The 25389-nt window shown below is 31.3% G+C and carries 18 protein-coding genes; 7 read left to right on the top strand and 11 right to left on the bottom strand.

Annotated features, from left to right (window positions below; genetic code table 11):
* Window positions 1-22: 22 nt before the first annotated feature.
* Genes JM82_RS07490 through JM82_RS07480 form a run of 3 tightly spaced genes read right to left on the bottom strand, consistent with a single transcriptional unit; the run spans window position 23 to window position 5412 of the window.
* A complete protein-coding gene (locus JM82_RS07490; protein ID WP_145002086.1) occupies window positions 23-2266 on the bottom strand; it encodes a tetratricopeptide repeat protein in 2244 nt (747 codons plus the stop codon).
* A complete protein-coding gene (locus JM82_RS07485; protein ID WP_145002085.1) occupies window positions 2266-2922 on the bottom strand; it encodes a DUF1266 domain-containing protein in 657 nt (218 codons plus the stop codon). The genes JM82_RS07490 and JM82_RS07485 overlap by 1 nt, the downstream gene beginning before the upstream one ends.
* 3 nt (window positions 2923-2925) lie before the next feature.
* Window positions 2926-5412 (bottom strand): hypothetical protein, encoded by a 2487-nt coding sequence (locus tag JM82_RS07480; RefSeq protein ID WP_145002084.1) that lies wholly within the window; start codon window positions 5410-5412, stop codon window positions 2926-2928.
* 412 nt (window positions 5413-5824) lie between these two features.
* On the opposite strand from JM82_RS07480, the gene JM82_RS07475 reads away from it, so the two are divergent.
* The 3 genes from JM82_RS07475 (at window position 5825) to JM82_RS07465 (ending at window position 8172) form a co-directional block, all read left to right on the top strand.
* Window positions 5825-6961, top strand: a complete 1137-nt coding sequence (locus JM82_RS07475) for a hypothetical protein (RefSeq protein WP_145002083.1) — start codon at window positions 5825-5827, stop codon at window positions 6959-6961.
* A 39-nt stretch (window positions 6962-7000) separates the two neighbouring features.
* The gene (locus JM82_RS07470) at window positions 7001-7675 is read left to right on the top strand and encodes a hypothetical protein (RefSeq protein WP_145002082.1); all 675 of its coding nucleotides are present in this window, start codon (window positions 7001-7003) and stop codon (window positions 7673-7675) included.
* 68 nt (window positions 7676-7743) lie between these two features.
* Entirely contained in the window at window positions 7744-8172 is a 429-nt protein-coding gene (locus JM82_RS07465) for a hypothetical protein (RefSeq protein WP_145002081.1), read from the top strand.
* 143 nt (window positions 8173-8315) lie between these two features.
* On the opposite strand, the gene JM82_RS07460 is transcribed toward JM82_RS07465, so the two are convergent.
* The 7 genes from JM82_RS07460 to JM82_RS07430 all read right to left on the bottom strand — a co-directional run bounded on the left by JM82_RS07460 (window position 8316) and on the right by JM82_RS07430 (window position 18060).
* Complete coding sequence (locus JM82_RS07460; RefSeq protein WP_261375336.1) at window positions 8316-8690, bottom strand: hypothetical protein; 375 nt, start codon at window positions 8688-8690, stop codon at window positions 8316-8318.
* A 79-nt stretch (window positions 8691-8769) separates the two neighbouring features.
* The gene (locus tag JM82_RS07455) at window positions 8770-9390 is read right to left on the bottom strand and encodes a hypothetical protein (RefSeq protein WP_145002080.1); all 621 of its coding nucleotides are present in this window, start codon (window positions 9388-9390) and stop codon (window positions 8770-8772) included.
* Between the two features lie 161 nt (window positions 9391-9551).
* Entirely contained in the window at window positions 9552-10067 is a 516-nt protein-coding gene (locus JM82_RS07450; protein WP_145002079.1) for a GNAT family N-acetyltransferase, read from the bottom strand.
* A 215-nt stretch (window positions 10068-10282) separates the two neighbouring features.
* Complete coding sequence (locus JM82_RS07445) at window positions 10283-10696, bottom strand: hypothetical protein (RefSeq protein WP_145002078.1); 414 nt, start codon at window positions 10694-10696, stop codon at window positions 10283-10285.
* A 120-nt stretch (window positions 10697-10816) separates the two neighbouring features.
* Entirely contained in the window at window positions 10817-15817 is a 5001-nt protein-coding gene (locus JM82_RS07440) for a DUF4132 domain-containing protein (protein WP_145002077.1), read from the bottom strand.
* A 141-nt stretch (window positions 15818-15958) separates the two neighbouring features.
* Entirely contained in the window at window positions 15959-17290 is a 1332-nt protein-coding gene (locus JM82_RS07435; RefSeq protein WP_145002076.1) for an exonuclease domain-containing protein, read from the bottom strand.
* Entirely contained in the window at window positions 17287-18060 is a 774-nt protein-coding gene (locus JM82_RS07430) for an XRE family transcriptional regulator (RefSeq protein ID WP_145002075.1), read from the bottom strand. Before JM82_RS07430 ends, JM82_RS07435 begins: the two co-directional genes overlap by 4 nt.
* Window positions 18061-18112: 52 nt before the next feature.
* On the opposite strand from JM82_RS07430, the gene JM82_RS07425 reads away from it, so the two are divergent.
* The 3 genes from JM82_RS07425 to JM82_RS07415 all read left to right on the top strand — a co-directional run bounded on the left by JM82_RS07425 (window position 18113) and on the right by JM82_RS07415 (window position 23507).
* Window positions 18113-19327 carry a DNA polymerase IV gene (locus JM82_RS07425; RefSeq protein ID WP_145002074.1) on the top strand — a complete coding sequence of 405 codons (1215 nt, stop codon included), beginning with the start codon at window positions 18113-18115 and terminating at the stop codon, window positions 19325-19327.
* Window positions 19327-22284: a DNA polymerase III subunit alpha gene (locus tag JM82_RS07420; RefSeq protein ID WP_145002073.1), complete on the top strand. Its 2958-nt coding sequence runs from the start codon at window positions 19327-19329 to the stop codon at window positions 22282-22284. The genes JM82_RS07425 and JM82_RS07420 overlap by 1 nt, the downstream gene beginning before the upstream one ends.
* 497 nt (window positions 22285-22781) lie before the next feature.
* Entirely contained in the window at window positions 22782-23507 is a 726-nt protein-coding gene (locus JM82_RS07415) for a hypothetical protein (protein WP_145002072.1), read from the top strand.
* A gap of 69 nt (window positions 23508-23576) precedes the next feature.
* Here JM82_RS07415 and JM82_RS07410 read toward each other — a convergent pair whose 3' ends face one another.
* Window positions 23577-24302 carry a hypothetical protein gene (locus JM82_RS07410; protein ID WP_145002071.1) on the bottom strand — a complete coding sequence of 242 codons (726 nt, stop codon included), beginning with the start codon at window positions 24300-24302 and terminating at the stop codon, window positions 23577-23579.
* A 690-nt stretch (window positions 24303-24992) separates the two neighbouring features.
* Here JM82_RS07410 and JM82_RS07405 point away from each other — a divergent pair.
* The gene (locus JM82_RS07405) at window positions 24993-25388 is read left to right on the top strand and encodes a hypothetical protein (RefSeq protein WP_186439196.1); all 396 of its coding nucleotides are present in this window, start codon (window positions 24993-24995) and stop codon (window positions 25386-25388) included.
* Window position 25389 lies beyond the last annotated feature (1 nt).

The raw sequence follows: 25389 nt of genomic DNA, 5'->3' as shown, positions 1-25389 counted from the left end.
AAAAAACGTAAATTTAAGATGTTTAGACAAAATAAGAGGTTGTTATTATTGATTTGATTTGTAATAATTCATCTTTTTCTGCTTCTGTCATTTCGATATCCAATCGACTGTTACTTTCCAGTAAATTATGTCTTAAAAATAAATCGTCTTTATAGTGCTGATCTGCATAGGTTTGCTGTTCTTTTAAAAGGTTTTTGTTGGGTTGATCTTTGCTTAAAAGCATAGCATTATACTTATGGTACTCACTTTTATTTTCCATACCTAAAGCACATTCTTTTAAAGCGCGTGCTAAAAGGTTGTATTCATCTTTAGGAAAACCAAAAAAGGAGGCTTCTAAATAGCTTTGTATAAGGTCTAAATAGGCATTGTATGCAGCTGTATAATGTTTTTCTTTTTTTAATAACTCAGCGTAATTTAAATCTAAATGCCAATCCCGAATCTCAGGAAATTGATTTTTAATAGTTTTAGATAGTTGAAGACTTTGTGCATTATCATAGCCTTCATTAGCACATTCTAAGGCTAACTTTAGGTAATACGTTGCGTTTGATGCTAATTTAGAAGCTTCATATAAAGCATTGGCTCCTGCTTTATTATCACCTAAAATCCAATGTAAAAATCCATTATTACGGTGATCAATAAATGAGGTTGGTGTTTCAACTAAATCTGCTTTTGTAACATCCTCTAAATAGTCTGGTTTTGTAATTAAAAAATCATAAAAACATAGCCAATGCAATACAGGATATAAATGTGGGTATAATTTATCTTGTTCGTGGTTGTAGATGGCGTACTTATAACATTCTTGATAATCACCTTTTTCTAGAAGGGCTTCAACACCACTATTTATGGTTTGACAATAATCATTGTCACCTATTTTGTAAAAGTAAATTTCTTCATTTAAGTCTTCTAAAAAGGCTGTGTAATTTTGATTTTTTTTATGATAGTCCATGCGCATACTATACAACCAAGGAGCGTAAGAATGCATTGGATGCGGAAAATCTTGAAGCGCTTCATTTATAACCTTTAATGCTGCATCATGTTGCTGTAAATTAACTAAGGCTCGTGCTTGAAAAAACAAGGTTTTAAGCGTAGGCGTTTGTCCTTTATGAAATTGCTCGACAATATTTAAAATACCTTGCCAGTTTTTTATGCGGTTATTGACTTCTAAAAGGTAAAAAAGATATTCGCTTAAGCGTAATCCATTTTTAAAGGCTTCGTGATAAGCAGCACCTGTTTGATTGTAGTCTTCCTTGACATAAAAATATTGGGCTTTAAGTACTAATAATAAAGGATTATTAGGGTTTTGCGCTAAACCTTGCGTGACACAAATGTTAAATATTTTTTCGTTACCTGTGTGATAATAAGCCGAATTACCCACCAGTAAATAATAATGTTGTGCTAATTGCCAACCAGAATCTGCTAAACCTTGCATGTAAGCTTTGTACTGGTCAAAGTTTTTGAAGTTTTCCTCTGGAAAATCAGGTGTTTTAGGTGCTCTTAAAATTTGAGCAACTAAATCATAACGCATAAATGTTTTAGCATAATCGGCTAATAAATAACGAGTGTTTGGTGTAAGGTCTAATAACTTCCATTCGTTTTTCCAAAGTTTGGCAATTTCTGCAGATTTATTATTCCAAAGGGCTAATTGTATGTGCACTAAACTTTGACTTTCTTGATCTAATTGATCATCTAATTGTAAGCCTTTTAAAATGTCTAAATTATGCGTGGCAGATGCTAAACCTAAAATAGCTTTGTAATCTGCAGCTTCGTCAGTGTCACATAATATTTGTAAGTATTCCGACTGTACTTCATGTAATAAAAATCTAACTTCTGTTAAAGCTGGATAACATTCTAAAATATATTTTAAAATTAAAATAGCATCAGTAAAACGTTTGTCATGTTTAAGTTTTAAGGCATAATGAAGATGTAACGTATCATTATATGGAAAAGCGACGACTGCTTTTTTGTATACAGACTCCTGACAGTATTGGTAATGGCTACAAAGTAATTCGTAATCCGAAGCTTGGACTTCGTTTAGACTTTCTAAAGCTTCCAAATAAGACTCCATTACAGGCATATTTAGGTCTTCAAAAGCACAAATGTATAACATAACGATACGATAAAATCTAGCGTAATCTGTTTCGTTTAACTGTTCAAAATGTTCTTGGACTGTAGTAATATGCGATGATAAATGCGAGTAAAGATTAGCTGCGTAAAGTTGTTCTGCACGCTCAATATGTTGTATTAGTTCTTGTCTTGTTTTAGTCATTACTTCCATGTTTTAAACCAATTGGCATGTTGTACGTTAAGGCGTTGGTAGTGTTCCCAAAGGGTTTTTGTTCCAGGAAATTTGCTGTTGTCCTGCTCTGTTGCTCCTAAAACAAATTCGTCACCCAAACACACATTACGATGAAATTCTCCCCAACTAGTAAATGTTTTTTTAATGGTGTCGTTAGCATCTTCCATACGCAAGATTAACTCGTCAGTGTTTATATACCCAACGACTGTAGCTAAGCGCATTAGGTAAATGTAGTAGGCTAGTTCATAACCAATAAATTGTTGGTACTTTAAACTAAAACGATACGTCCATACCATTTTATATTTGTGTTTAAGTTTTGGATTTTCTAACGCATTATATTTACCATCAAACGTCGTGGAAGTATCCATTCTAAGCTCTGTTGCTAGTTTAGTAAAAGTGTTGGATACCATTTGTCCGCTTTGGTAACGTTGCAAGCTGTTGCGTAAATGCAAACCAGATGTAATACCATGTAGCTTTAGTAGTCTTTTAGCTTGTTTGATTTGCATTTGGTCTTCACTATCAAAACCAGACCAGCTGTTTAGGTTTGCGTTATTATGGCCTTTTTTAAGTAGTAAAGCGGATAAATTTAATTGCTGTTGTATTTGTGGTGTTATATCTGCTGTCATTGTCTAAGCATTTAAGTCGTTTATAACTTGTAATAAAGTTGTTTTTAATGGATCAGAATAAGCTCCGGAGTTAGCCATAGCTTTTAATCCTAAAGCATAAGTCATAGCCATGTTGGAATCTTTTGCTAATTGAACAAACAATTGTCTACAAAGGTTTCCGTAAGGTTCTAATGGTGTTTCTGGTGCTAAATCGGTGTCCAACAAAGTCATGTAAAGCGCTTGTATAAATCGCGCTTGTAATCCTGTTGTATCTTGTGTTAACCAAGATTTAAAAGCTACTATTTTTGTGCTTAAAACCTCTAATAGTTCAGTGTTATTAGTAGTTTCGGTTTTATAATTTTCTAAATTATGTAATGCTTTAGTGATTAAAGTATTGTCTATCGGAATGTCCTTTGCGTCTATTTTTGTTAGCAGACCATGCTCTCTAAGGATATTGATATTTGTTGTTGCTTCTTCTTTAAAATGAAAGTTGTAAATATTTGCAATGGTTTTGTCTAAAGTGTTATTATCTGTAAAACCATAACTTTTATCAATACTATAATTATAAATATACTTGGTCGTGTGTTGGTCTAATTTGTCTGGATTTAATTCTTGAAGAAAATCAGCTAGATATGTTTCAATCTCTGTGGTAATTGTAGTAAAAACGCTATTACTTTCCTGTTTTTGTTTACTTTTTTTATGAAAATGAAGCATACGATGGATGCTTTTATTTAAAAAGTAAGTGACATCGTCTTTAAGACTATTAAAATAAATACCAGTGCGTGACCCTTGCGTTTTTAGCATGTGACTTACCCAAACAGCTTCCGTTGTTAAACTGTAATAATAATCGCCTAAAAAGTTATACCAAGACTGAATGATGTTAAGTTTTAAAGGTGCTTTTATATTTATATAATGTGATTGCGCAAACAAATTGCATTGATCTTTTATAACATGATCAATGTTTTTAAGTGCCCAAATTTGGTTTACGCGTGTAAAGTTTCCAGAGGTTTTGCATAATGAACTTAAAATGCTAACTAATAAGGGTAGGTTTTTAGTTTTTATGGTGTCTGAAGTTTCTGTTGCAGAGTGTGCTAATGCTAAAGCAAATGATTGTAATACCTCACAATCAGCTTCATTATATAGTTTTAATAACGCTTCGCGAGCATCATAAAACATAAGTATTAAAAACTGGTTTAAAGGATTATTTATACCTGCTGTTTCAAATGGATCTAGCCATTCTTTTAAATTATCTTCAATTTTAAATACGGTTGTAATTAAATATGCTCCTGTAATTTGAAAATCACTATTATCTAATCGCAAAACAGGAAGTTTGGGCTTTGGATTTTTAGTTAATGCATGAAGAAATAAGTCATTGTAAACTGTTTTTTGAGTCTCAATACCTGTTTTAGGATGGCACTTTTCAAACCAAAACGGAATGCATGCTACAGGTAGTGCTTTAGTAGTACTATCAAATAAAAAAGGTTTAGCATAATCTTTAAACGTTTCGGTGTAAAAATTACTGCTTTCATTTACTGTTAACCAATCTAACAATCTTAAATAGCAGGCGTCCAATTGCGTTTGCGTTAAATTTTTAGTGTTAAGTTTAAATAGTATCACATCACCAGAATCCCATGTTTTAATGGCTAATGTATGGAGTAGAGGATATAGTCCCTCATTTGTTTTTATATTTAATAAAGCGTCACTTTTATCTTCAATAAATGCATAACGCTCTTTAATAGCTTGAAGTGCTTGTACTGCATAATCTAAATTAGTAGCATAAAATTGTGCTAAATCATCAGTAAACCAATGTGCTATTATATTATAAGCATTAGGTAAGTAAGGTTTGCCAATAGGTAAGAGGTGATGAATATTGCTTATTAATTGCGTCCAATCGCCTAAATAAAAATGATTAACAAACGTCTGGTTTATTTTAAAAGAGTGTGAGGTATAGTCTTGATTGGTTCGATTAACAAAATATTGTCCATTTAATAGATCATGTTTTAAACACTGCTGAATTATAAAGTCTGAGCTTAAATAATCTCTGCTATCAAAAGCTGTATTTAATAAAAATTTTGAGAGTGGAAGTGAAGCGTCCGACGGACTTTGTACAAGTAATTTTATAACATTAAAAACACGAGTTTGAAGCGATTTCTTAACCGTTTTAGATGTTAATAAGCTTAAGCTGAATTTTAAAAAATTAACTAATAAATCACTACTTTTTTTATCAGGATAAAAGCCATAATCTATCAAAGGAAACCATGAAGCTACAAACGCTAATCCCTGATTTTGGTCTGCATAAACCTCAGGATGATAATATAGTTTTTGAGCCAATACGTTTGTAAAAACAGAGGTTGTTGATTGGTTGGTTATGCTGTTTTTTGCTTGTATGTAGGTTTCCGTATCTTGATAGTTAAGTAACTCTAAAGTAGTCACTAATGCTTTTGTTTCATTTGGATTTAAAGTGCTTTTAGTTAGTGTAGCTTCTATTTTTGTTTTAAAAATTACTGACATTATATGTAGTGCTTTATTTGCAATTTTGCTGTTTTAATGCTATCAACTAGTTGAAAAATTAGTTTTAACAAAGTTGAGATTATCATTAGTTTTTTTTATCACTGAAATGGGTGATTTTTTATTTTTTAAACCATAATTAGTCCAAAAATTTTAATCGAAAAAAAAGGACTTGTTAAGGATTGTAAACACCTTATTACATTTAAAACAATCATAAAAATACACCAACTAAAGCGTGCTTTTTTGTTTTAAAACGCACTAAAAATTTTAGCGTCTAAAATTGAGTATTTCTAGATATCATTAATTTCAGTGATGCAGCTCACTATCCTACAATCTAATTTTGTCGTGTATTAATAAATACATCAATTATTACCAATTATCTATTTCAATAAACAGTTTAAAACACGCTATTTTTATGAAAAATAAATTATTTTTTTTCGCACTATTTTTAGTCTTAAGTACGTCTTGCAGTAAAAAAAGTTATACGGTTATGCATAATGATTATTCTGTGCTAACAGGAGATGAGGTAGCCTATCATTTATCTAAAGGCCTTTTAAAAATAGAGATTGTTTATACCTTAAACGAGCCAAAGTTGGATAAACATGAAGGGAACACACAGTGTATAAATAACAACGCAAAAGTAACTATTGAAGACCCTATTAAGATTACAAAATTGTTGGTAGCAGATACGTCCAAAACCTATTATATAATAGGTCAAAAAGTGTCAAATACTTTTTTTGTAAATACAAGTGAGACGCCACAAAATAGTATAGCCAAAGACAGTGTTTTTATTTCTGCAAATAGTGTAAAAAGTGATAAGGTATTATCCTTTTTAACGGATTCTAATATTGAAGTTGGTGCTTATAATTCAGTTTTAAATATAAAGAATAACATGTCTAAAATTACATCAAAAGATGAAGCTGAGTTTGCACTAAAATTGTTGCATTTATATAAAAAGCAATCTACTAGAAAAGACGATAAAGAAAAGCGTTACATAAAAAAAACTAAGCTAAAATATACGGTCATTTTTGATCCTTCAAAACGCTACGTTAAACAAGGTCATTGGTCTACCATTAAAGACAATAAAATATATCACACTATTGCGCCAGATCATCTTTTTGGAGAATACGTGACGTTAAACGATGTTGTGACTTTACAACTACCAATGCCAACAACGGAAAACGTAACAAAAGTAGCGACTCAAAAACCATTGGAAGGTGTAGCGTATCGTAGTTTATCTACTGTAAATTTTACGCTTTCGCTAAATGATTCTCGTGTAGCATCAGATTCATTATCATTATCGCAATTGGGTACTATTAAAACTATCACAATAAAAGATTTGGAGAAGTCTAATGAAGGTACTGTTAACTTATTTAAACCAACAACCCAGAACAATCAACCATGTACAAAAGAGGAAATAGAGCAGCTGGACTATGATTCTAGTAAAGCTATTGAGGCTTCACAACTAACAATTAAAGCAGAATACATTGAAAAATTGAATACAATCGATTTGGTTATAAAATCTATAGAAAATCGTATTAACCAATTCTAACCCTATTATATCATTTTTGTTATCCTTAAATCTATAGCAATGCACATATTAATGACACTAATTACTATATTTTTTTTGACGTCATGTACTGACCATATTATAGATTCTACAACCTCAAAAATAACTTTAGCATTTCAAGATAAGCAAGATTTAAAACCTAAACATTTAAATCATTTTATTCCGCAAGGCTATACGATTATTAGGACAGGAGGTAAGCTTAATAAAGTTAAAGCCTATTTAAATACAGATGATATTTATGACTACGCTGTATTATTATCCAATGGTACTCAACACAATGCTTATGCTGATGCAACACGTGTAACCCTTGCTATATTTGAAGGACAAAAGGACGGAACCTTCAAACTTAAAAGCCAAACAGGTAATTTGACTTATGCTTTTATTTATACTTCTGTAGAAAAACAATTGACCGTTTTAAATACTAACGTAATTACTTTAAAGCATCAATCAATGAGACATGATTACCAATTAAAATTTAAATATCAAGCGGATGATGATAATTACATGTTAATTGGTTCGGACTATAATAACTACGGAAATGCAATGCATATTGGTGTTGGAAAAGTAACTACCAATTTTATTTATGGTATCAGAAAATCTACTATTGATTATATAAAAATGACTTATTCAAATAAAGATTTATATCCAATATCAATGGTTAACAATGACAATGTATATGATTTGATTAGTGATTAGTGATTAGTGATTAGTTGTAATTATATCCAATAATGAATTAGAAAAAACAAAGATTTAAAATAAACCAAATGGAAACAGATTTAATTATAGAAACCAGAGAAAGAGCAAGCGACTTATTTAATAAAAATTACAATGCATTTATTGCAGTACAACCAAGAGTGGTCACTATTCAAGACGAAGCATTTACGCTGTATAGTTTTGAAAAAATGATTGCAATAACTAATATAGATGGTCTAGACGTTAGCGAAGCACGAGCTTTAAAAGCTTATGTAAAGACATTAAAAACCATTTTGGGACCAACTGTTTATGATCAAAAAGGAAAACACTGTTCTATGTTAATGTTGTCAAGTAGTATTACTATTGGTAGTAACACAGAAGGAGAATTGTTGTTTATAGATCGGCATGATAGTAAAACTTTGTATATTTTTCGTCATGATGATGGTAGCTTGTTTAAAACTAAATGGACTTTAAATAAATTAATTAAAGCGTATTCTTAATAAATTAAGTTCTAAGCAAAAAACAAGTTTAAGCTTTAAAAAAAAAAGACCAATACAGATTTGTAATTGGTCTTTTTTTTAAGTTTTAGTTTAAAAAGCAAATTAATTTATTACTTCATTTTTAAAATTTTATAAGAAATAATTTAAACAGCAATACGTCTAATAGCTTCCATTTTTTTTAGGATAATAGGCACAAATAAAGCAAACTTAGCATTAAATTCTTCTTGTGTTTTTGATGTATTTAAATTATTACCCATTGTAATCCAAGTCGCATATAAAGCATCTTCAAAATTATCATTGTCGGTATCAATATTTAAGGCTTTAATCAAGTTAAAATTTTCATCTTGACTGTAAAATCCTGTAGAATTAACAATTTCAAAAACTAACTCAAAAATACTTCTGGTTTCTAAAATCTCGTTGATTTTAAGTTGAGGTGCGTTGGATTTACTTATGGCATCAAATACATCAACCATTAAATTTTGCACTCTTCCATTTATGCTAAAGTCTAAATATTTCAAATCTTTTAATTTTAAGTTATAAAAAAGTATTTACCGTTAATCAGGTTTAAATAACAGTAAATACTTTGTGTTATTTTTTTTATTCAGATAATGGGATATGTCCAGTAATGCGTCCTTCTTTTACAATAAATAATATGTCAGAGATAGCTGCATTTCCAAAGCTATCATCATTCCAGGTGTATTCATGTAGGTATACAAATTTATTTAGTAGCTCTTGATCTGCATTTCTAGAAATAGCCATCATACAAGTACGCCTAGCCAATGACACCAACAACTCATCTGCTTCTAGCATCTCATGTGCTTTTAACATATGTGAAACGGATAAGATTCTTTCACTAGAAAAATCATTACCACTAGAGGTAACTACTTTGTTGTCAAATGTTTCAGAATATTCAAACACAGTGTTGTAATTTTCTAAGTTTTGAAACGCTTGTTGTGTAATTTGTTGGCCATCCATTGTCTCTAAATGTTTTTTTGTTAAAAACACGAAATTATCAGGCGTATCTATACCGTAACCAATAACAACTTTTGGTCCGTTTTCAGAGTTTATTAAATTAGAATTTAAAGCACCAGCTTTAAGACCAACCCAAGTTCCAGGTTTTAAAATAGGATAGATTTTTTGATCACTTTGCTTTGTTTGCGCAATGATTTTTTTAACTGCTTCTTGAGGATTTTCTTTTCCATGAATGGCTTTGCTCATAATACTATTTGTTTAATTATTTACTACAAATTTATAATCCAACCGTATTTTTTATATCACGGGATTCAGCCATTTATAGATTTAATGGTTTGCTTTTTGAACATAAAAAAAAGGTGAATACGCCTGTAAACACCTTTTAAATTTAGTTTAAAAATAGGGCCTTAATACTCTAAAAACATAACGTGATTAGGGTTGCTATGTGTTTTTGAAATATTAAAATCATAAGCTCCAACTATTTTAAATCCCTTTTTGTTATAAAACTGAATAGCCTTTTTATTTTCTACCCAAACAACAAGCCACAATCCGTTTTGGTTATGTTGCTTTGATAGTGCGATATTAAAATCCAATAATGTTACACCCAACTGTTTACCTTGAAAAGCATCTAAAAGATAAATTCGGTCTAATTTAGTAATGTTTTTGTCACTTAAATTAGCGTTAGGCGTTTCTAATTGTATTTTAGAAAATCCAGCCAATTGGTTATCATAATATAGTAAATGGTATACTGCTTTTTTGTTTTCAAACTCTTTAAAAATAGCGTCTGTATTATAGGTGTTTAAAATAAATCGGTCAATATCTTCCTTTGGCGCACTGTGTCCATGAGACTCTCTAAAGGTCTGTTGGCCTAAAGTTGCAATAAGCTTTGAGTCTTCAGGAGTTGCTTTTATAATTTTAATCATTGGCCTTAATAAATGCTAAAGTATAGTACTAATTGTTTTTTGCAAAATTAGGTGTTTATGTATTATGAAAGCTAAAAAAAACAGTCTTGATTTAAGTTTTAAGTTGCATAGTTTTTGTGCTAATTAATTTGAAGTGCCTTTACCTGAAAGATGTTTTGTATACAAGTTATTATCCTTTACATATGAAAAAGTAACATCTACAAAAACAACAAATACTACCAATAAGTGCCAACTAAAAATGTTAATCTTATAAAAGCAATGACGCTGTCAGAGGATAATTGTAAAGGTGTTTGTAAGTCAGTTATTTCATTGTCATCTACAAAAACTACAAATAATCCGTCTTTAAATGCCAGTAGCACATTGTCTATAGCTTGTTGTTGGTTGGCTAAATTAGTGTTGGTTATGTCTCCAAAATCTATTTTACCGCTATGTGCTTGTTCTTCAATTTGAGCAGGTGTTAAAAAACCAATGACATTTACTGCAGTACGTTTTGTGTTAAAGGCATCGACTTGATTTTTAACACATGCAATTAGTAATGCTTCTAAGTTTTTTGGCGTTTGATTTAAAGTAAAAGGGACTTCTTTTACTTTTTTTTTGCCTAATCTTTTTAGTTGTAACGTGAATATCATTTTATGCTGATTTTTTTTGCGTTAAGGATTGTCGTGGAAAGCCCACAGTGCGATAGCACGAGGACTTGCAACAGAAAGCCTGACCTCGCCTAAGCGAGGTAACGCCCTAATAATTTAAAGTTAGCTATTTATTTGTGCTAAAATAGTTGGATCTTGGATGGTACTATCCTCGGACAGTAATTTCATTTTTGAAATAATTTCGGCAGATTTTGGGTCGTCGTCAACAAATGGTAAAAATAAACGACCTCTATGTTGACTATGTACTGGAATTATGGATAGTGACAGTCCGTTTTTGCTAACTTGTCCACTTCCTAAATGGATGCTATAGTCACCCAAAGTCCCTTTGATAAAGATATGACGCTGTTTTATTGTAATATTTTTTAGTTTGAATAGTTTTGCAGAAGCCAAAGCTAAAGCAGCACGCATTTGCATGGTACTATGGCTGGCTTCTGGATCCACACCACCAACATGAGCGACGCTTACAACTAGGTCAATATCACGCATGACTTCGCTGAAGATAACCTCCGGAATTTCTGTTAACGGAATGCGGTTGTAGTTATCTATGGATTGAAAACAGATGTCTTCCAGAGTTGGTGCTTCGGCATCTGAAGGCGAGTACCAGTCTGCCATAGCGTACATTGTGGCAATAAACCCATATTTGTGATATACTTTTTGTAAACCATCTTCCATGCTTACAGTCCAACCACGACTTCTTAAAAGTGCTACGGTTTTTTTAGGTTGTATTTGGTGACCTTGATAGCGTTCTGATCGGTTACTATGTTCACGCTCGTCTGCAGTCATAACATACAGTTCTCTAAACACTTGTTTAAATGGTTGTGTGATACGCGCTGCAAATAAGTATTCTTGATAAAGGTCCCATTGTACTGCTTGGTATAAATGCCAGGCGTGAGCAATAAGTAATACGTCGTCTTCTGCTAAAGTATGTTGCGTTCCGGTCGCGTCTGTCAGGCTACCATTATTGTAAAACCCTGTGATTTTTTTCTCTGGCACAATTAGTACTAATTTAGTTAACATCGCTTTTACTATAGGATGTTGCATCATATTACTAATTTCAAGTGCTGTAAATTGGTCCTGATTAACCATTGCATTTTCTAACGATAAACGTGTACGACTGTATTGTTTAGATAAGTATGTTTTATTGTCTTTTAGAGCAATAACTTGTTTGTCTTTACGCAGTTTTGCAGGAATGTTTTTTAAGACTTTATCTGCTTTAGATACTTTAATTGTGGCTTTACCAATGTTGGTAATTAATAGCTGGATTACTGTATCATCAATAGTAACAACCGCTTGTCCCATAATAGCTTTTGTGGCTTTAGCTTCCATTGCCCAACTAAATCGGACACGATCTTGATACCCAGCATTTCGGGATAGATTGTCTAATGCTATGGTCACTGCTGCTGCTTCGCTTTCTTGACGTTGTGCCCCAAATTGTTTGCTTTCTTTTAAAAAATCTTGAAGTAAGTTATAACGTTTTAGTAAATCTTTTTCAGGAATAGTTTTGCTTAACGGAATTAATCCTAATGCGCGCACGTAATCTTTATCACGTTTGTCTTTAATTTTTTTAAGGGTTTCTGTGATTTTTACTTCGCCTAACATGACACTAGAATATAGTTTGACTTGTCGGTGTCCATTACCATCAGAAATGTATTTAGCTGCATCGTGAAGCACTTTCCAGTTAGTTTTTCCTAGGGTTTTATAAACTTTATTAAACCAATCAATATCTATAGCTCCTAATGCAAAATCGCTTTTAGGGATGTTAGAATAGCGAGAGATAATGGTTTCTTTTTCGCTATTCATATAATCCGAAGCGTGTGCTTGAAACCACCAAACAGCATTGTTTAAGTTTTGAATGTCTAGATATATGCCAACAACTTCAGCCCATTGTGTTGCGTAGCAAGCAAGCTCTATCAAGCGTTTTTTAGGTAGTTTTGCCTGGTCAGCCAATCTTGCAAAATCCGCATAGCTTTCTGTGTCTTTAAAGGTTGTCTTTTTTAATAGATTACTAAAAATTGTTTTTTTACTATCACCATAATAGCTGTAACCACGCTCAAAATTGTCTTTTCCTAGACGTTCTAAAATTCTAAACACATAAGCGACACCTTCAACCTTATGGATGGAATTTATATAGGTTGTCGCAGGAGTTGTTAAATCGCCACGCTCTAATTCGGTTTCTAATAAATTAGTTTTTAAAGGCAGAAAAACGTGTTTAGCTACCATGTTGCGTTCAAAGCCATTTTTGTAATTCATCCTATAATTAAAGCCACCATCAATAACCGTCATTAGTTCTCTAGAATGTAAGGCTTGTAACAGTAAATCGTCATCATTAATTAAGCCTTTTTTGTAAAGATTTAAGGTGATTTGGATATCAGGAAATTCTAAATTACGTGGTTTTGTGTTAGCTTCTGTAATGATTTTAATATCTGTAGCGTCATGTGGATAAGCTATATTTTGAGCAATTAAATACATGTTAAGACACCAATACTTTAATAGCTGTTTATTAGAGAATTGATTTAGATAATTAACACTAAAACTTGGTAATAAAGGCAGTATAACAGTAGTCCAATGGTAAGTAGTTGTATAATATTTGTCGCTATCTTGAAATGATGTAAGTTTATATTTATCAGGAAAATTGGCAATCATGTCCTCAAAAATTGAAAACTTGAATGATCCAATGGTTTTGGTGTCTGAGTAAACCCTAAATAACCGTTTTAAAATAGTATTATATGTATTTAATCTTTGCGAATAATTTTTAGTAGCATCTAAATTTAATCCATTTAAATCTGGATAATATTGCCTTACAAAAGGTTCTAAAGCTTTATAGTTTCCGAAGGGATAACTACGGTTATTGATATAACGTATTGCAGCATACAATTCAAAATCATTAAGTTGACTTTTTTCATACCATTCTATCCATAAATTAGCTAACGGAATGTTATGTAAATGGTCCTCTGGAGTTGCAGTGTCGTCTAAGCGTTTCATGGCATATAGTCCCTTTTCTATATATAGCGTTCTAATTTCGCCTTGATAGCTTTCTATTTGATATTCATAGTTTCCGTTGGAGGTTACTAAATTAATTAAATGGTTAATCTGGGTAATAATCTTATTAGAATCTATAAATTCTTTAAATTTAAATTCAGAAGATTTAGATGTTGAAATACCTAATTTATCAAAGAAATTTGTTTTTGATTTAAAATGAACTTGTGGTTGATAAAGTGGTGTTAAGTTATTATAGTCTATAACACCAAAACCATTACTTAGATTATATTCTTGTGTGTTTTTAGAAAATTTATCTAAATAGACTTGTTCGTTTTTAGTAATTTTAGGACGCTGATTGTAGTTGGTAATATGTTTTTTAATAAAATCAGGTTGTCTATTATCATCATGTAAAAGCGTCAAAATTTCTAAACCTGCAATGCGTTGATCTACATTTTTTGAAGTTATTAAATTGGTAGTACTCTGTTTTAAACGGTCCACAGGTAGTTTGATAACTAAATGTATTAAAGCTGTGCGTAAACCTTTATTTTTTCGTCTTAATAAATCTTCAGCAATCTCTAAATCGGCATCATAAAGGTGCATTTTACTAAAAATATTTAAGCCTGTAGCCATGACTAGCTCATTTCTGTTGTAAATAGCTTTTCTAGCTAAAGCTCTTTTCCAGGAATATTGATCATAATCTAATTGTACTTTATTTTCTTGGCTTTGTTTATAATTGTAAAAAGAATAACTGTAATGTTTAGGAAATACTTTACGTATATAAGATTCTCTATATTCAGTAGGAAACGCTTCAAATTCAGTAGCCATTAGCTCTAATTGTTGTTCTGTGGCACTATTAATTAAAAACTGAAAAAAATATGTGGGACCAGGAGTAAAAGACCACCAAGAGAAAATTTTGCTTTCAAAGGTTGTTGCTTTTTTTGTAACATTTTTTGCAACGCTAAGTAATTTTTCAAAAGTAGTATTATCTAAGGTTGTTGAGGGTAAATTAACAGCCATCCAATGGTCTAAGGCGTAATCTTTACCTAAATGTTGTATAAAATAGGGTACTAATGCATCGTTTGTTTTTTCTGTAGTCCAGATAAAATATAAGGCTAAAATTTTCTTGTTTCTATCTTCAGAATCAAAAACAATGTCTAAAGCTTTAAGATTTGCAGTATCTACATCCAAAATACCGATAGACCATAATGCGACTAAAACTTCTAAGTTATCTTTGCTTTTAAGTAATGTGTCAACTGATTTTAGATTTAGGATTAAAGATTGTGCTAACTCTAGCACACGATTAATCACTGATTTTTTAGGTGTTTCCCAATTTAATCCAAACCAAGTGCTTACAGCTCTGGTAACACTGCTAAAGCGCGTAAGATCATTTTTTAGAATACTATTGATTATATATTTAAGCGCACCAAGACTAGATTGGTCTAAGGCTTCTATAATGGTTTGACGCAAACCTTCTTGACGTTGAGCAGCAAGTAATAGTTTAGCAACCATATCCCAATGGTTTTTATTTTCAGACAGTAATAATGCTTTTATAATATCTGCACTAACACCACCAATCTCATCCTCTGCTTGAATAATGTCGTCTAATAATGGGTCAAACATGGTTCCTGCATTATGCAAAATAGTAGCTAAAAAAATACTGTTGGCATTAGGATAATACACGCTATATTGAAAATGTTCTTGTAACGATAGTCCACCAAAACCCATACGACTATGCTGTAAAAACCTAGTAAAATGATTTAGTTTGTTAATTAAAATATCTTTAGATGGTTTAGTTCTAAAAGCTTTACGCTTATAATCTGTTTGATAAGGAAGGGTGTTCATAAAATCCCACATGGCAGACAAATATGGTGCTTGTACGACTCCATAAAGTTGTATTCCTAAACGCATGCCTTCCTGATTTGCCCAAGGATTAACAGTGATAGGATTGTCAAAAGCCTCTATAAAATCTGTGACATTATATCTTAGGCGTTTGTCTTTTTCAATACCTCCTAAAATTTTAGCTAGTATCCTATAAGGTGTAGAGAATAATCTAAAGTCAAAACGATCAACTTCTGGTTTTTGATGTTTTTTAATGTATTTATTAGCTTCTTCTATTGGAACCATATGTTGTAATCCTTTACGTCAGTGTTTAATATTAACTATTTGCTTTTATTAAATAAAAGCTTAATTATTGACTGCAATATAAATGGAATTCAACTTTTTTTAATCACTGTATTTGGTGATATTTTTTTGTTTTAATTATTATCACTTCAAAACCGTTCGTAATATTTTCCAAACATCTAGATTATCTTTTTGTGGTATCAAAAAGGTTTCTAGATCTTCTGGATTATTGACTTGTTCAGACTTGTCTATAAAGCCATATCCCAAGTATATACCATTTTTAATTAGCACAAAAGCTTCCTCTTGACTATGTCTTCCTTGTTGTTTTAATACTACATTTTCTTTGTTGTTATTAATGTAATCAATTGCTAAGGTTACTCGTAAATTGTAATTTGTTACATTTTCTTCGTTTGCGCAAACACCTTTACAGGTTGTTATTTTGTAATGCGAACATTGTGCAACACCATCTTGTAAATGACAAAATTTAGGGCATAACGAAAACTTAGTACAGAGTAGCTCTAGATATTGTCTACAGTCTGTAATATTAGAAAACGTTTCTATCGGATTTGGTGTAGCTTTTAGTGTGTTAAATGCTAAATGCGTGATGCCTTGTCTGTCTTCATAATTAAAAATAGCATACGCTTTTGGAGTGCGTTTGGATACGACGTTGTATTCTGGGTAGTGCTGCTTGATTGCTGCGTCTTCCATTAGTAAAGCAATAATCCCGCTTCCTGACAACTCAAAGTCTATATCTGCAGTATTACGACATAAGTCTAAGGACTTTTGTGCTTTACTGTAAAAGTGACTTAAAACACGTTTTTTAATGTCTTTTGCTTTACCAATATATATAATCTGTCCTTTTTTATTTTTAAAATAGTAAATACCTGCTGAATTTGGTAAATTATTAAAAACAGTGGTTGGTAAGTGAGAAGGTAATGTGGCTTCTTTAGACGATTTTTTTAAAAATTCAGCAAAGACCTTTTCGGTTTCTTCTTGATTAAGTAACATTTCAAATAAAACAACGGTTGCCTCTGCGTCGCCTCTTGCTCTATGTCTGTCTACAATATTAATATTTAGTGACTTGCATAATTTTCCTAGGCTATACGATTTATGACCTGGTAATAGCTTTCGAGATAAGCGGACTGTGCATAGTTTTTTTCTGTTAAATTCAATACCTAAAGCTTTAAATTCATTTCTAATAACATTATAGTCAAAGTTAACATTATGTGCAACAAAAGTAGTGCCTTCAGTTATTGCTAAAATAGCATTTGCTACTTCTGCAAACGTAGGTGCATCTGCAACAGTAGCATTGTCAATACCTGTTAAAGATGTAATAAAATCTGGGATGTAAACCTCTGGATTAACTAAAGAGGTAAACTCGTCAATAACCTGTGTGCCATCATATTTAAAAATTGAAATTTCAGTAATCTTATTTTTAGACCCACTGGTTTCAACATCAATAATTGTATATATCATTTTATAGACTTCTCTAAAGCTTTTAATTCGACACCTAACTCGTTAAACATACCTAGAATACTGCTAATTTTTAACTCTTCTTGTGTGTATTCTTGTGTATTAATACTGCATGTAAATTCCCAAATTTCTAATACTTCATTAATTGGTACACTATAGTCATTATAGGTTTTATTGTCTGATATTAGTAATAATGAGTTGTTTAAATCAATATTATTATACACACGTTTATAAACCATACCGTCATTTAAAGTAACTAAAACATAGGTTCTGCCACTTTTAATTTCGCTTCTATTTTCTACAAAACGACCAATAACAAACGAGCCATCCTTCATTGGTAACATCGAGTCTCCTTTTATAGGAAATGCACGATGTTTTCCTGTAGGAAGAAAAGGCAGTTTTATTTTTTGAAGTTGCTCAATATATTCAGGATCGTCATAACCTGCTAAATATCCAGCCGAAGCTTTAACAGGCACGACTTCAATTAAATTTTCATTATCATCATCAACAGTAATTGGAAATAGGACGCGTTGATTATTTAACTCTATAAAAGAGAAATCTTTAGCTTTAGTTAAGTCGTTGCGCAGTAAAATATCTATGGGTATTTTAAAGTAATCTGAAAACGCAATTAAAAACTCTAATGTAGGTGCAGATCGGTTCTCTTCGTAAGAGCCAATTCGCGATCTGGTAACATTTAACTCTTCGGCAATTCCCTCTTGAGATAGCTTTTTGAGATTTCTTAAATGTTTTATGTTTTTAGATATATAATTCATAATACTACAAATATAAGCAATAATTACTTAAATATGTAGCTAATTTTGTAGCATGCAAAATAATATTTTACATCTAGATTTAGACACTTTTTTTGTCTCATGCGAGCGACTAATAGATAGTCGTTTACAAAAAAAACCTTTATTAGTTGGAGGTACAGGAGATAGAGGTGTAGTGGCAGCTTGTAGTTATGAGACTAGAGTGTTTGGTATACATTCTGGTATGTCCATGAAAGTTGCTAGACGCTTATGTCCAGAAGCTACAGTAATTAGAGGAAATGCTTCGATTTACACAAAATTTTCGCATCAAGTTACAGAGATTATAAAAGAAAAAGTACCTGTATTTGAAAAAGCAAGTGTGGACGAGTTTTACGCAGATTTATCAGGAATGGATAAGTTTTATGGCTGTTATAAATACGCGTCAGAGCTTAGACAAAAAATAATTAAAGACTCTGGATTACCCATTTCGTTTGGATTGTCTGCTAATAAAATTGTATCTAAAGTAGCAACTGGTGAAGCTAAACCAAATAACCAATTACAGATAGATTCTGGTTTTGAAAAAGATTTTTTGGCACCATTATCCATTCGTAAAATACCATCTGTAGGAGAAAAAACCTATCAGGTGTTAAGAGGTTTAGGAGTGGATAAAATTAGCGTCATCCAACAAATGCCACTAGAGATGATGATTAGCGCATTGGGCAAAAATGGACGTACTATTTGGAAGCGTGCACATGGTATTGATAATCCACCTTTAGTTCCTTTTTATGAGCGTAAATCACTGTCTACAGAGCGTACTTTTGGAAAAGATACCATTGACATGGTCAAGCTTAGAACCACCATTTTTGCTATGGCAGAAAATTTAGCATTTCAATTAAGAAAGGGTAATAAACTAGCAGGAACACTAAGTGTAAAAATTAGATATTCAGATTTTAATACCTATTCTAAACAAATTAAAATATCATATTCTAGTGCAGACCATGTTATAATTCCTAAGGTTTTAGAGCTGTTTGAAAAACTATACCAACGTAGATTATTAATCCGATTAGTAGGTGTAAAAATTAGTGATATCGTAACAGGAAGTTATCAAATTGACCTTTTTGATGATACCGAAGAAATGCTAAGTCTTTACAATGCTATGGATACCATAAGAAACAGATATGGTGACTTAAGCATCATGAGAGCGTCTGCAATGGGAGCAAAAACCATTGGTAGATTTGATAACCCTTTTAATGGCGAACCACCAATTTTACTAGCACATCGTAACCAATAATGTATTTAAACTGTCACACATATTACTCCTTACGTTTTGGAACTTTTTCTGAAACCGACCTTTTAGATTTAGCACAAGCTAATGCTTTGGATGCTGTAGCGTTGACAGATATTAACAATACATCTGCTTGTTTAAATTTTGTACGTCACGCAAAAAAACGCAAAATTAAAGCAATAATTGGTATCGATTTTAGGGTTGGAGCACAGCAAAATTATGTAGGCTTAGCAAAAAATAATGAGGGTTTTAAAGCCTTAAACCAATTTTTGTCTAAGCATTCCGAGCAAAAAATAAAACTACCTGATATTGCACCAACATTTGATAATGCTTTTATAATCTACCCTTTTGAAAAAGTATTGCAGCAAAATAAAAATACTTTTGCTAAAAACGAGTTTGTAGGCGTGTCAATTAACGATTTGCGTAAGCTTAGGTTTTCAAAAATAAAACAACAACAAAGTAAAATTGTTTTATTACAACCAGTAACCGTTAGAGATAAAAAAGATTTTAATGCACACAGATTATTAAGAGCCATAGATAATAATACATTATTAAGTAAACTTGAAAAAACGGAAGAGTGTAACCCATTGGATAAAATGTTGTCTTTGGACGAATTAAATACAGCTTTAGCTGAATTTCCTTTTATAATAGAAAACACAAAAAACCTAATTAAGCAATGCGATATCAATTTTGGCTTTGGTGATGAGAGAGAATCTCAAAATCAAAAACTATACACAGACTCGTTTGAAAATGATTGTTTACTACTAGAAAAATTATGTGATCAAGGTTTGCCAAAACGCTATGCTAATCCAACATCAAAAGTATTTACGCGTTTAAAAACCGAATTAGAGACTATAAAATCCATGCATTTTGTGTCCTTTTTTCTTATCAATCACGATATCGTGTCTTATGCTAAAAGTAAAGGTTATTTTCATGTTGGACGTGGTAGTGGTGCCAATAGTATAGTTGCTTATATTATTGGGATTACAGACGTAGATCCAATCGAGTTAGATTTGTATTTTGAACGTTTTATAAATCCATACAGGGCATCTCCACCAGATTTTGATATTGATTTTTCATGGAAGGATCGTGAGGATGTGACAGATTATATTTTTAGAAGATTTAAGCACACAGCATTATTAGCAACCTACAATACGTTTAAATATAGAGCAGTTGTTAGAGAGTTAGGTAAGGTTTTTGGTTTGCCAAAAGAAGAAATAGATAAGCTTAGTAAGAATAATTATGATGTCTCTGATTTGGATGATATTTCAAAACTGGTTTTAAAATATGGTAAATTAATTGAAGGTTTTCCAAATCATTTAAGCGTGCATTCCGCAGGAATATTAATATTAGATAAGCCTGTGCATTATTATTCTGCGACAGATTTACCTCCAAAAGGGTTTTCTACGGTACAATTTGATATGATTATTGCAGAAGATGTTGGCGTGTTTAAATTTGATATTTTGGGACAACGTGGTTTGGCAAAAATTAAAGAAGCACTAGAAATTATTGCAGAAAATAGACCAGAAATACCACCAATAGATATTACAAATGTGGAGGCTTTTAAAAAAGATTCCAAAATTAATAATTTATTAAAATCTGGTGGTGCAATTGGTGCTTATTATGTCGAGTCTCCTGCTATGCGTGGCTTGATGCAACAATTACAAACTCAAGATTATTTAGGTTTAGTCGCAGCTAGTTCAATTATTAGACCAGGCGTATCGGGTTCTGGTATGAAAGAAGAGTTTATTAAAAGACATCGTCATCCAGAAAAACGTAAAGAGGCACATCCAATATTATATAACATTATGCCAGAAACCTATGGTGTAATGGTATATCAAGAGGATGTATTAAAAGTGGCAAATCAGTTTGCAGATTTAACTTTAGGCGAAGCAGATGTACTTAGGCGAGGGATGAGTGGTAAGTTTAGGTCAAGAAAAGAATTTGAAGCAGTCGAGGAAAAGTTTATTGCTAATTGCAGAAACAAAGGGTATGCTGACAACTTAATTTTTGAAGTTTGGAATCAAATTAAAAGTTTTGCTGGTTACGCTTTCGCGAAAGGACACTCGGCATCTTACGCAGTAGAAAGTTATCAAAGTTTATATTTAAAATGCTATTTCCCTTTGGAGTTTATGACTGCTGTACTTAATAATGGTGGTGGTTTTTATAGCGCAGAACATTATTTTCATGAAGCTAGGCAACAAGGTGCTACGATTTGCTTACCATGTATTAATAAAAGCGATCATCCAAATAGATTAATTGGTACCTCAATTTACTTAGGATTTGGATATTTAAAAAACTTAGAAGATTATACTGTTAATAGGGTTTTAACTGAAAGACAATTACATGGTCCATTTAAATCTTTAGATGATTTTATCGATAGGATTTTGATTACTATTGAACAATTAACCATTCTAATAAGGATTGATGCATTTAGGTTTACTAATAAATCTAAAGTAAAATTACTGTGGGAAGCTATTTTTAAATTGAACGCTAAAGAAAAAGAGACCATACAATCCAAATTATTTAAAACAGATCATAAGCAATTTACATTACCCAAATTAGATAATAATTGGATTGAAAATGCTTATGACCAAATGGAGTTACTTGGATTTCCGTTATGTAATTATTTTGATTTAATAAGTGAAACTAAGAATGATGGATTTTTTGCAGATCAAATGAATCAATTTATTGGCAAAAACATGCTTATTTACGGAAATTTAGTGACCACACGTTTTAACAAAACGTCACAAGGCAAACTAATGCGACTTAGTACATTTGTTGACCAAAAAGGTGCCTATTTTGATGCAGTACATTTTACAGATGTTGTTAATCAGTTTCCTGTTAACGGTCTAGGTGTTTATAGATGTTATGGAAAAATAACAGATAGATTTGGTTTTTACAGTATGAGTGTAGTTTGGAGTAAAAAGCTAGCAATACTTAAAGATTCTAGAAGCGTATAGTTAGCGTCGTAAATTTTAGATGTTTAATTTTTTGTGTTCAAATCGTATGCATTATCGTATTCACTTTCGTACGCAAATGTAATAATCTGTTTAAAATTAAGCATAAAAAAACGGTTTAGAAGACTAAACCGCTTATTTACAATCGTTTTACATTTGTAGCGAGAAGGGGGCACGATCCCCTGACCTCTGGGTTATGAATTTCGAAAAAAAACACATAAATACCAGTTTAATAGGCTTTTCAAGCTGCAATTGTTAAAATCGTATGCAGTTTAATCTTGTGATTAATAAAATTATTTAATACGAATTTGCGCAATTTTTGCGCAATAGGCAAGAAAAAACTGCGTATTTTTTTTTCATGCTTATATTTTTTAATTCAATTGAGGATTCCCGTAAAAAATAAAAATTCCAATCATTTAAGTTTGTGTTTTCAAGTCGGAATTATACCGAAAAAAGACTATAAACCGAAGTAGGTGAAACCTAATTAAACTTTTTATTAAATGAAAAAATCGCTTTTAATTTTAATTCTTATTATCACAATAATACCAAAGCAATCTTATGCGCAAAATAAAGGAGAAGCAATTGCAGGTATTGCAGGTGGACTTTTAGCTATCGGAGCAGGAGTAGCAGCAGTAGAACAAATGAAGGAAAAAGCTGAGTTAACAGCTACACAATGGATATTAACAAACAGACCTGAATTAACTAGTTTTTCATTAAAAACATTAGATTTTAATGGTAAAAAACTAAAAGATATGTCAGCAGTATCTGTAATAACATTTAAAATACAAGAGTTTACGCCAGAAGATAAGCCAGAATTAAATGGAAAAAAACAAGTGCTTTTTGGTTTTACTAGTAGTGGTTGGATAAGTGAATATGGTATTGATTTTGAAAAAGTAAGTTGGTATTTAATTGATGACTCAGAGTGGCTTAATATGATGGTAGCTTACGTTAAAGTGTCTTCAGGAGAAAGTGACGAGGTTAATTTAGAGGCTACTTTAAAAGAAGGAAAAGTAGTTAACAAAGGAGTAAAAGTTAAAAGTAAGTTGGTTATTCCTTTTTTCAAATTAACAGGTGATATGTATGTTGTTACAGACTATTCTTCAAAAATGAAACTACTATATAACGAACGTTCTTTAGGAATATTTTTAAAAGAAACTAGTGATCTTGTTCAAATTGGAAGAGGAGATATTATTAAAATTCATGATTTCTTTTTTGATGAAGAGTAAGATTTTAGCATGATTGTTAAATAAAAAAAAGCCAGACACTATCGTGTCTGGCTTTTTTTATTCCAAATTTTATTTATAATCAGGACAAATATATTTCTTTATCATATATACAGTAATTGGTTTTAGTGTCTTACCAGTGTGAGGATGTAACCCTGCAGAAGTAAAAAAGTCTAAAGTTTTATTATGATTTTTTCCATACCATAAATTTTCTAAACCATTTTCTTTAAAAAATTGTGTTTCACAATCTGGATTGATTTTCGTGAAGTTCAAGATACGAGCTTCGTTAAATGCTTTAATTTGATTTGCGTTATACTTCTTTAAATCAAATTCTACTTCTGTATAATGATTATCATTCCAAACCATCCAACGTTGTGTGTTTATCGTTATTGGAATTAAAATCAAAAGGATAATTATAATACCAAAAACTGATAATAATTTCATTTTATGGTTTACAAAAAAGCTAGAGTATTCTGGTTTCAATTCTTTTTTATCAATTACTATTACATCCTTTTCATAACCTAAATAGTTTCTTAAACTTTCAGCAGCAAACTGTCTTAATTCTATTACTTCATTTTTGTTTGAAATAATGTCATTGTATTTGTTTCTTAAAATTCTTTCTCCATAAGGTTCACCACAGTCTTCTTGGATGTAATCAGATAAAAACTGCGTAACGTGACTTTTACTGTTAAAACCATTTTCAATTTTTGCTTTATTAAAAGCGTCAAGAAGTAATTTTTTGTGTGTCAATTTATGTTTGGTTTTTAGTGTTTTTAAGTAGTGGAAATTCTTTTCCATGACATTTCCATAGCTTTTCCATTCAATATTTTTTTTTAGACATTTCTTTGAGTCAGAATTAAAATTGCCTTCTCGTAATAAGGCTTACGAGATATTTTAATTCTAAAGTGGAGTACTCTACTAAGCTAAAATTGCCATTTGGAAAGTAACAATTTTACTTAAGTAATATGCTCCACACTTTCCAACTATTGAAGAGCATTCTCTTCAAATTTTAATGTGTTGCTATGCGATAATATCTATTCGATCAAATCTCGGACAGCAATACCTATGTCTAATTTTAATAATACAAAAATGAAAAAAATATATATAATCACGCTTACGGTTTTCCTCAATTGCGTTTTATTTTCTTGCACGCCAGAGAATTTGTCTGATGAAATTAATACCACTCAACTATGTTGTGGACAAGATGGAAATATTGATCCACCACCTCCACCGCCACCACCAACAGAGGAAGAAGATTAATGAATCTTATAAGTACAGTTACAAGAAAGGAATGAAAGTATTTAAAATTTCATTCCTTTTTTTCTATTTACATAGCTAATTAAATGACATTTATGGAAACCAAATATTGGTAAAAAGTGCCTAAAAATTTTGGTTTACGGGAAACCGTAAAGATCTAGTATTTATTTACCATAAGTTTGATGAGTTAATAGAAGCATAGGTTAAACAAAAAATTAAACTGCAAAAATTATGATAATATCTACTGAATTAAAGAGTCATTTTTTGAGACTCTACCAAATTGCATTTTCTGATGATAATTTTGACGTACTAGAAATGCAAATGCTATATAAGTTTGCGGAGGAGCGAGGATTAACTAAAGAACAATTAAATGAAATTTTATTGAATCCATCTCATGATTCTACAATACCAGAAACACTAGAATTAAGAGTAGAATACTTATATGATTTGGCTTTTATGATTTGGGCAGATGGAGAAGTAACAGATGATGAATACATAACTTTAAAAAAGTATTGTAAAAAATTTGAATTTTTAGATGAAAATATAACTGAATTAGCAGATTTTTTATTGAAATCAGCAAAAGAAGGTATTAGTAAAGAAGAAATAATAAGGGACATAAATTCATAAT

Origin of the sequence: Olleya sp. Hel_I_94 (assembly GCF_007827365.1) — a bacterium.
Classification (GTDB): Bacteria; Bacteroidota; Bacteroidia; order Flavobacteriales; family Flavobacteriaceae; genus Olleya.
The sequence above is the reverse complement of the archived record's forward strand: the minus strand, read 5'-3'. Positions and strand labels throughout refer to the sequence as shown.

What these genes read in the sequence shown, in the direction of transcription:
- JM82_RS07490 (WP_145002086.1), bottom strand. Translation starts at nt 2,266, where the DNA reads ATGACTAAAACAAGACAAGAACTAATACAACATATTGAGCGTGCAGAA.
- JM82_RS07485 (WP_145002085.1), bottom strand. Translation starts at nt 2,922, where the DNA reads ATGACAGCAGATATAACACCACAAATACAACAGCAATTAAATTTATCC.
- JM82_RS07480 (WP_145002084.1), bottom strand. Translation starts at nt 5,412, where the DNA reads ATGTCAGTAATTTTTAAAACAAAAATAGAAGCTACACTAACTAAAAGC.
- JM82_RS07475 (WP_145002083.1), top strand. Translation starts at nt 5,825, where the DNA reads ATGAAAAATAAATTATTTTTTTTCGCACTATTTTTAGTCTTAAGTACG.
- JM82_RS07470 (WP_145002082.1), top strand. Translation starts at nt 7,001, where the DNA reads ATGCACATATTAATGACACTAATTACTATATTTTTTTTGACGTCATGT.
- JM82_RS07465 (WP_145002081.1), top strand. Translation starts at nt 7,744, where the DNA reads ATGGAAACAGATTTAATTATAGAAACCAGAGAAAGAGCAAGCGACTTA.
- JM82_RS07455 (WP_145002080.1), bottom strand. Translation starts at nt 9,390, where the DNA reads ATGAGCAAAGCCATTCATGGAAAAGAAAATCCTCAAGAAGCAGTTAAA.
- JM82_RS07450 (WP_145002079.1), bottom strand. Translation starts at nt 10,067, where the DNA reads ATGATTAAAATTATAAAAGCAACTCCTGAAGACTCAAAGCTTATTGCA.
- JM82_RS07445 (WP_145002078.1), bottom strand. Translation starts at nt 10,696, where the DNA reads ATGATATTCACGTTACAACTAAAAAGATTAGGCAAAAAAAAAGTAAAA.
- JM82_RS07440 (WP_145002077.1), bottom strand. Translation starts at nt 15,817, where the DNA reads ATGGTTCCAATAGAAGAAGCTAATAAATACATTAAAAAACATCAAAAA.
- JM82_RS07435 (WP_145002076.1), bottom strand. Translation starts at nt 17,290, where the DNA reads ATGATATATACAATTATTGATGTTGAAACCAGTGGGTCTAAAAATAAG.
- JM82_RS07430 (WP_145002075.1), bottom strand. Translation starts at nt 18,060, where the DNA reads ATGAATTATATATCTAAAAACATAAAACATTTAAGAAATCTCAAAAAG.
- JM82_RS07425 (WP_145002074.1), top strand. Translation starts at nt 18,113, where the DNA reads ATGCAAAATAATATTTTACATCTAGATTTAGACACTTTTTTTGTCTCA.
- JM82_RS07420 (WP_145002073.1), top strand. Translation starts at nt 19,327, where the DNA reads ATGTATTTAAACTGTCACACATATTACTCCTTACGTTTTGGAACTTTT.
- JM82_RS07415 (WP_145002072.1), top strand. Translation starts at nt 22,782, where the DNA reads ATGAAAAAATCGCTTTTAATTTTAATTCTTATTATCACAATAATACCA.
- JM82_RS07410 (WP_145002071.1), bottom strand. Translation starts at nt 24,302, where the DNA reads ATGGAAAAGAATTTCCACTACTTAAAAACACTAAAAACCAAACATAAA.
- JM82_RS07405 (WP_186439196.1), top strand. Translation starts at nt 24,993, where the DNA reads ATGATAATATCTACTGAATTAAAGAGTCATTTTTTGAGACTCTACCAA.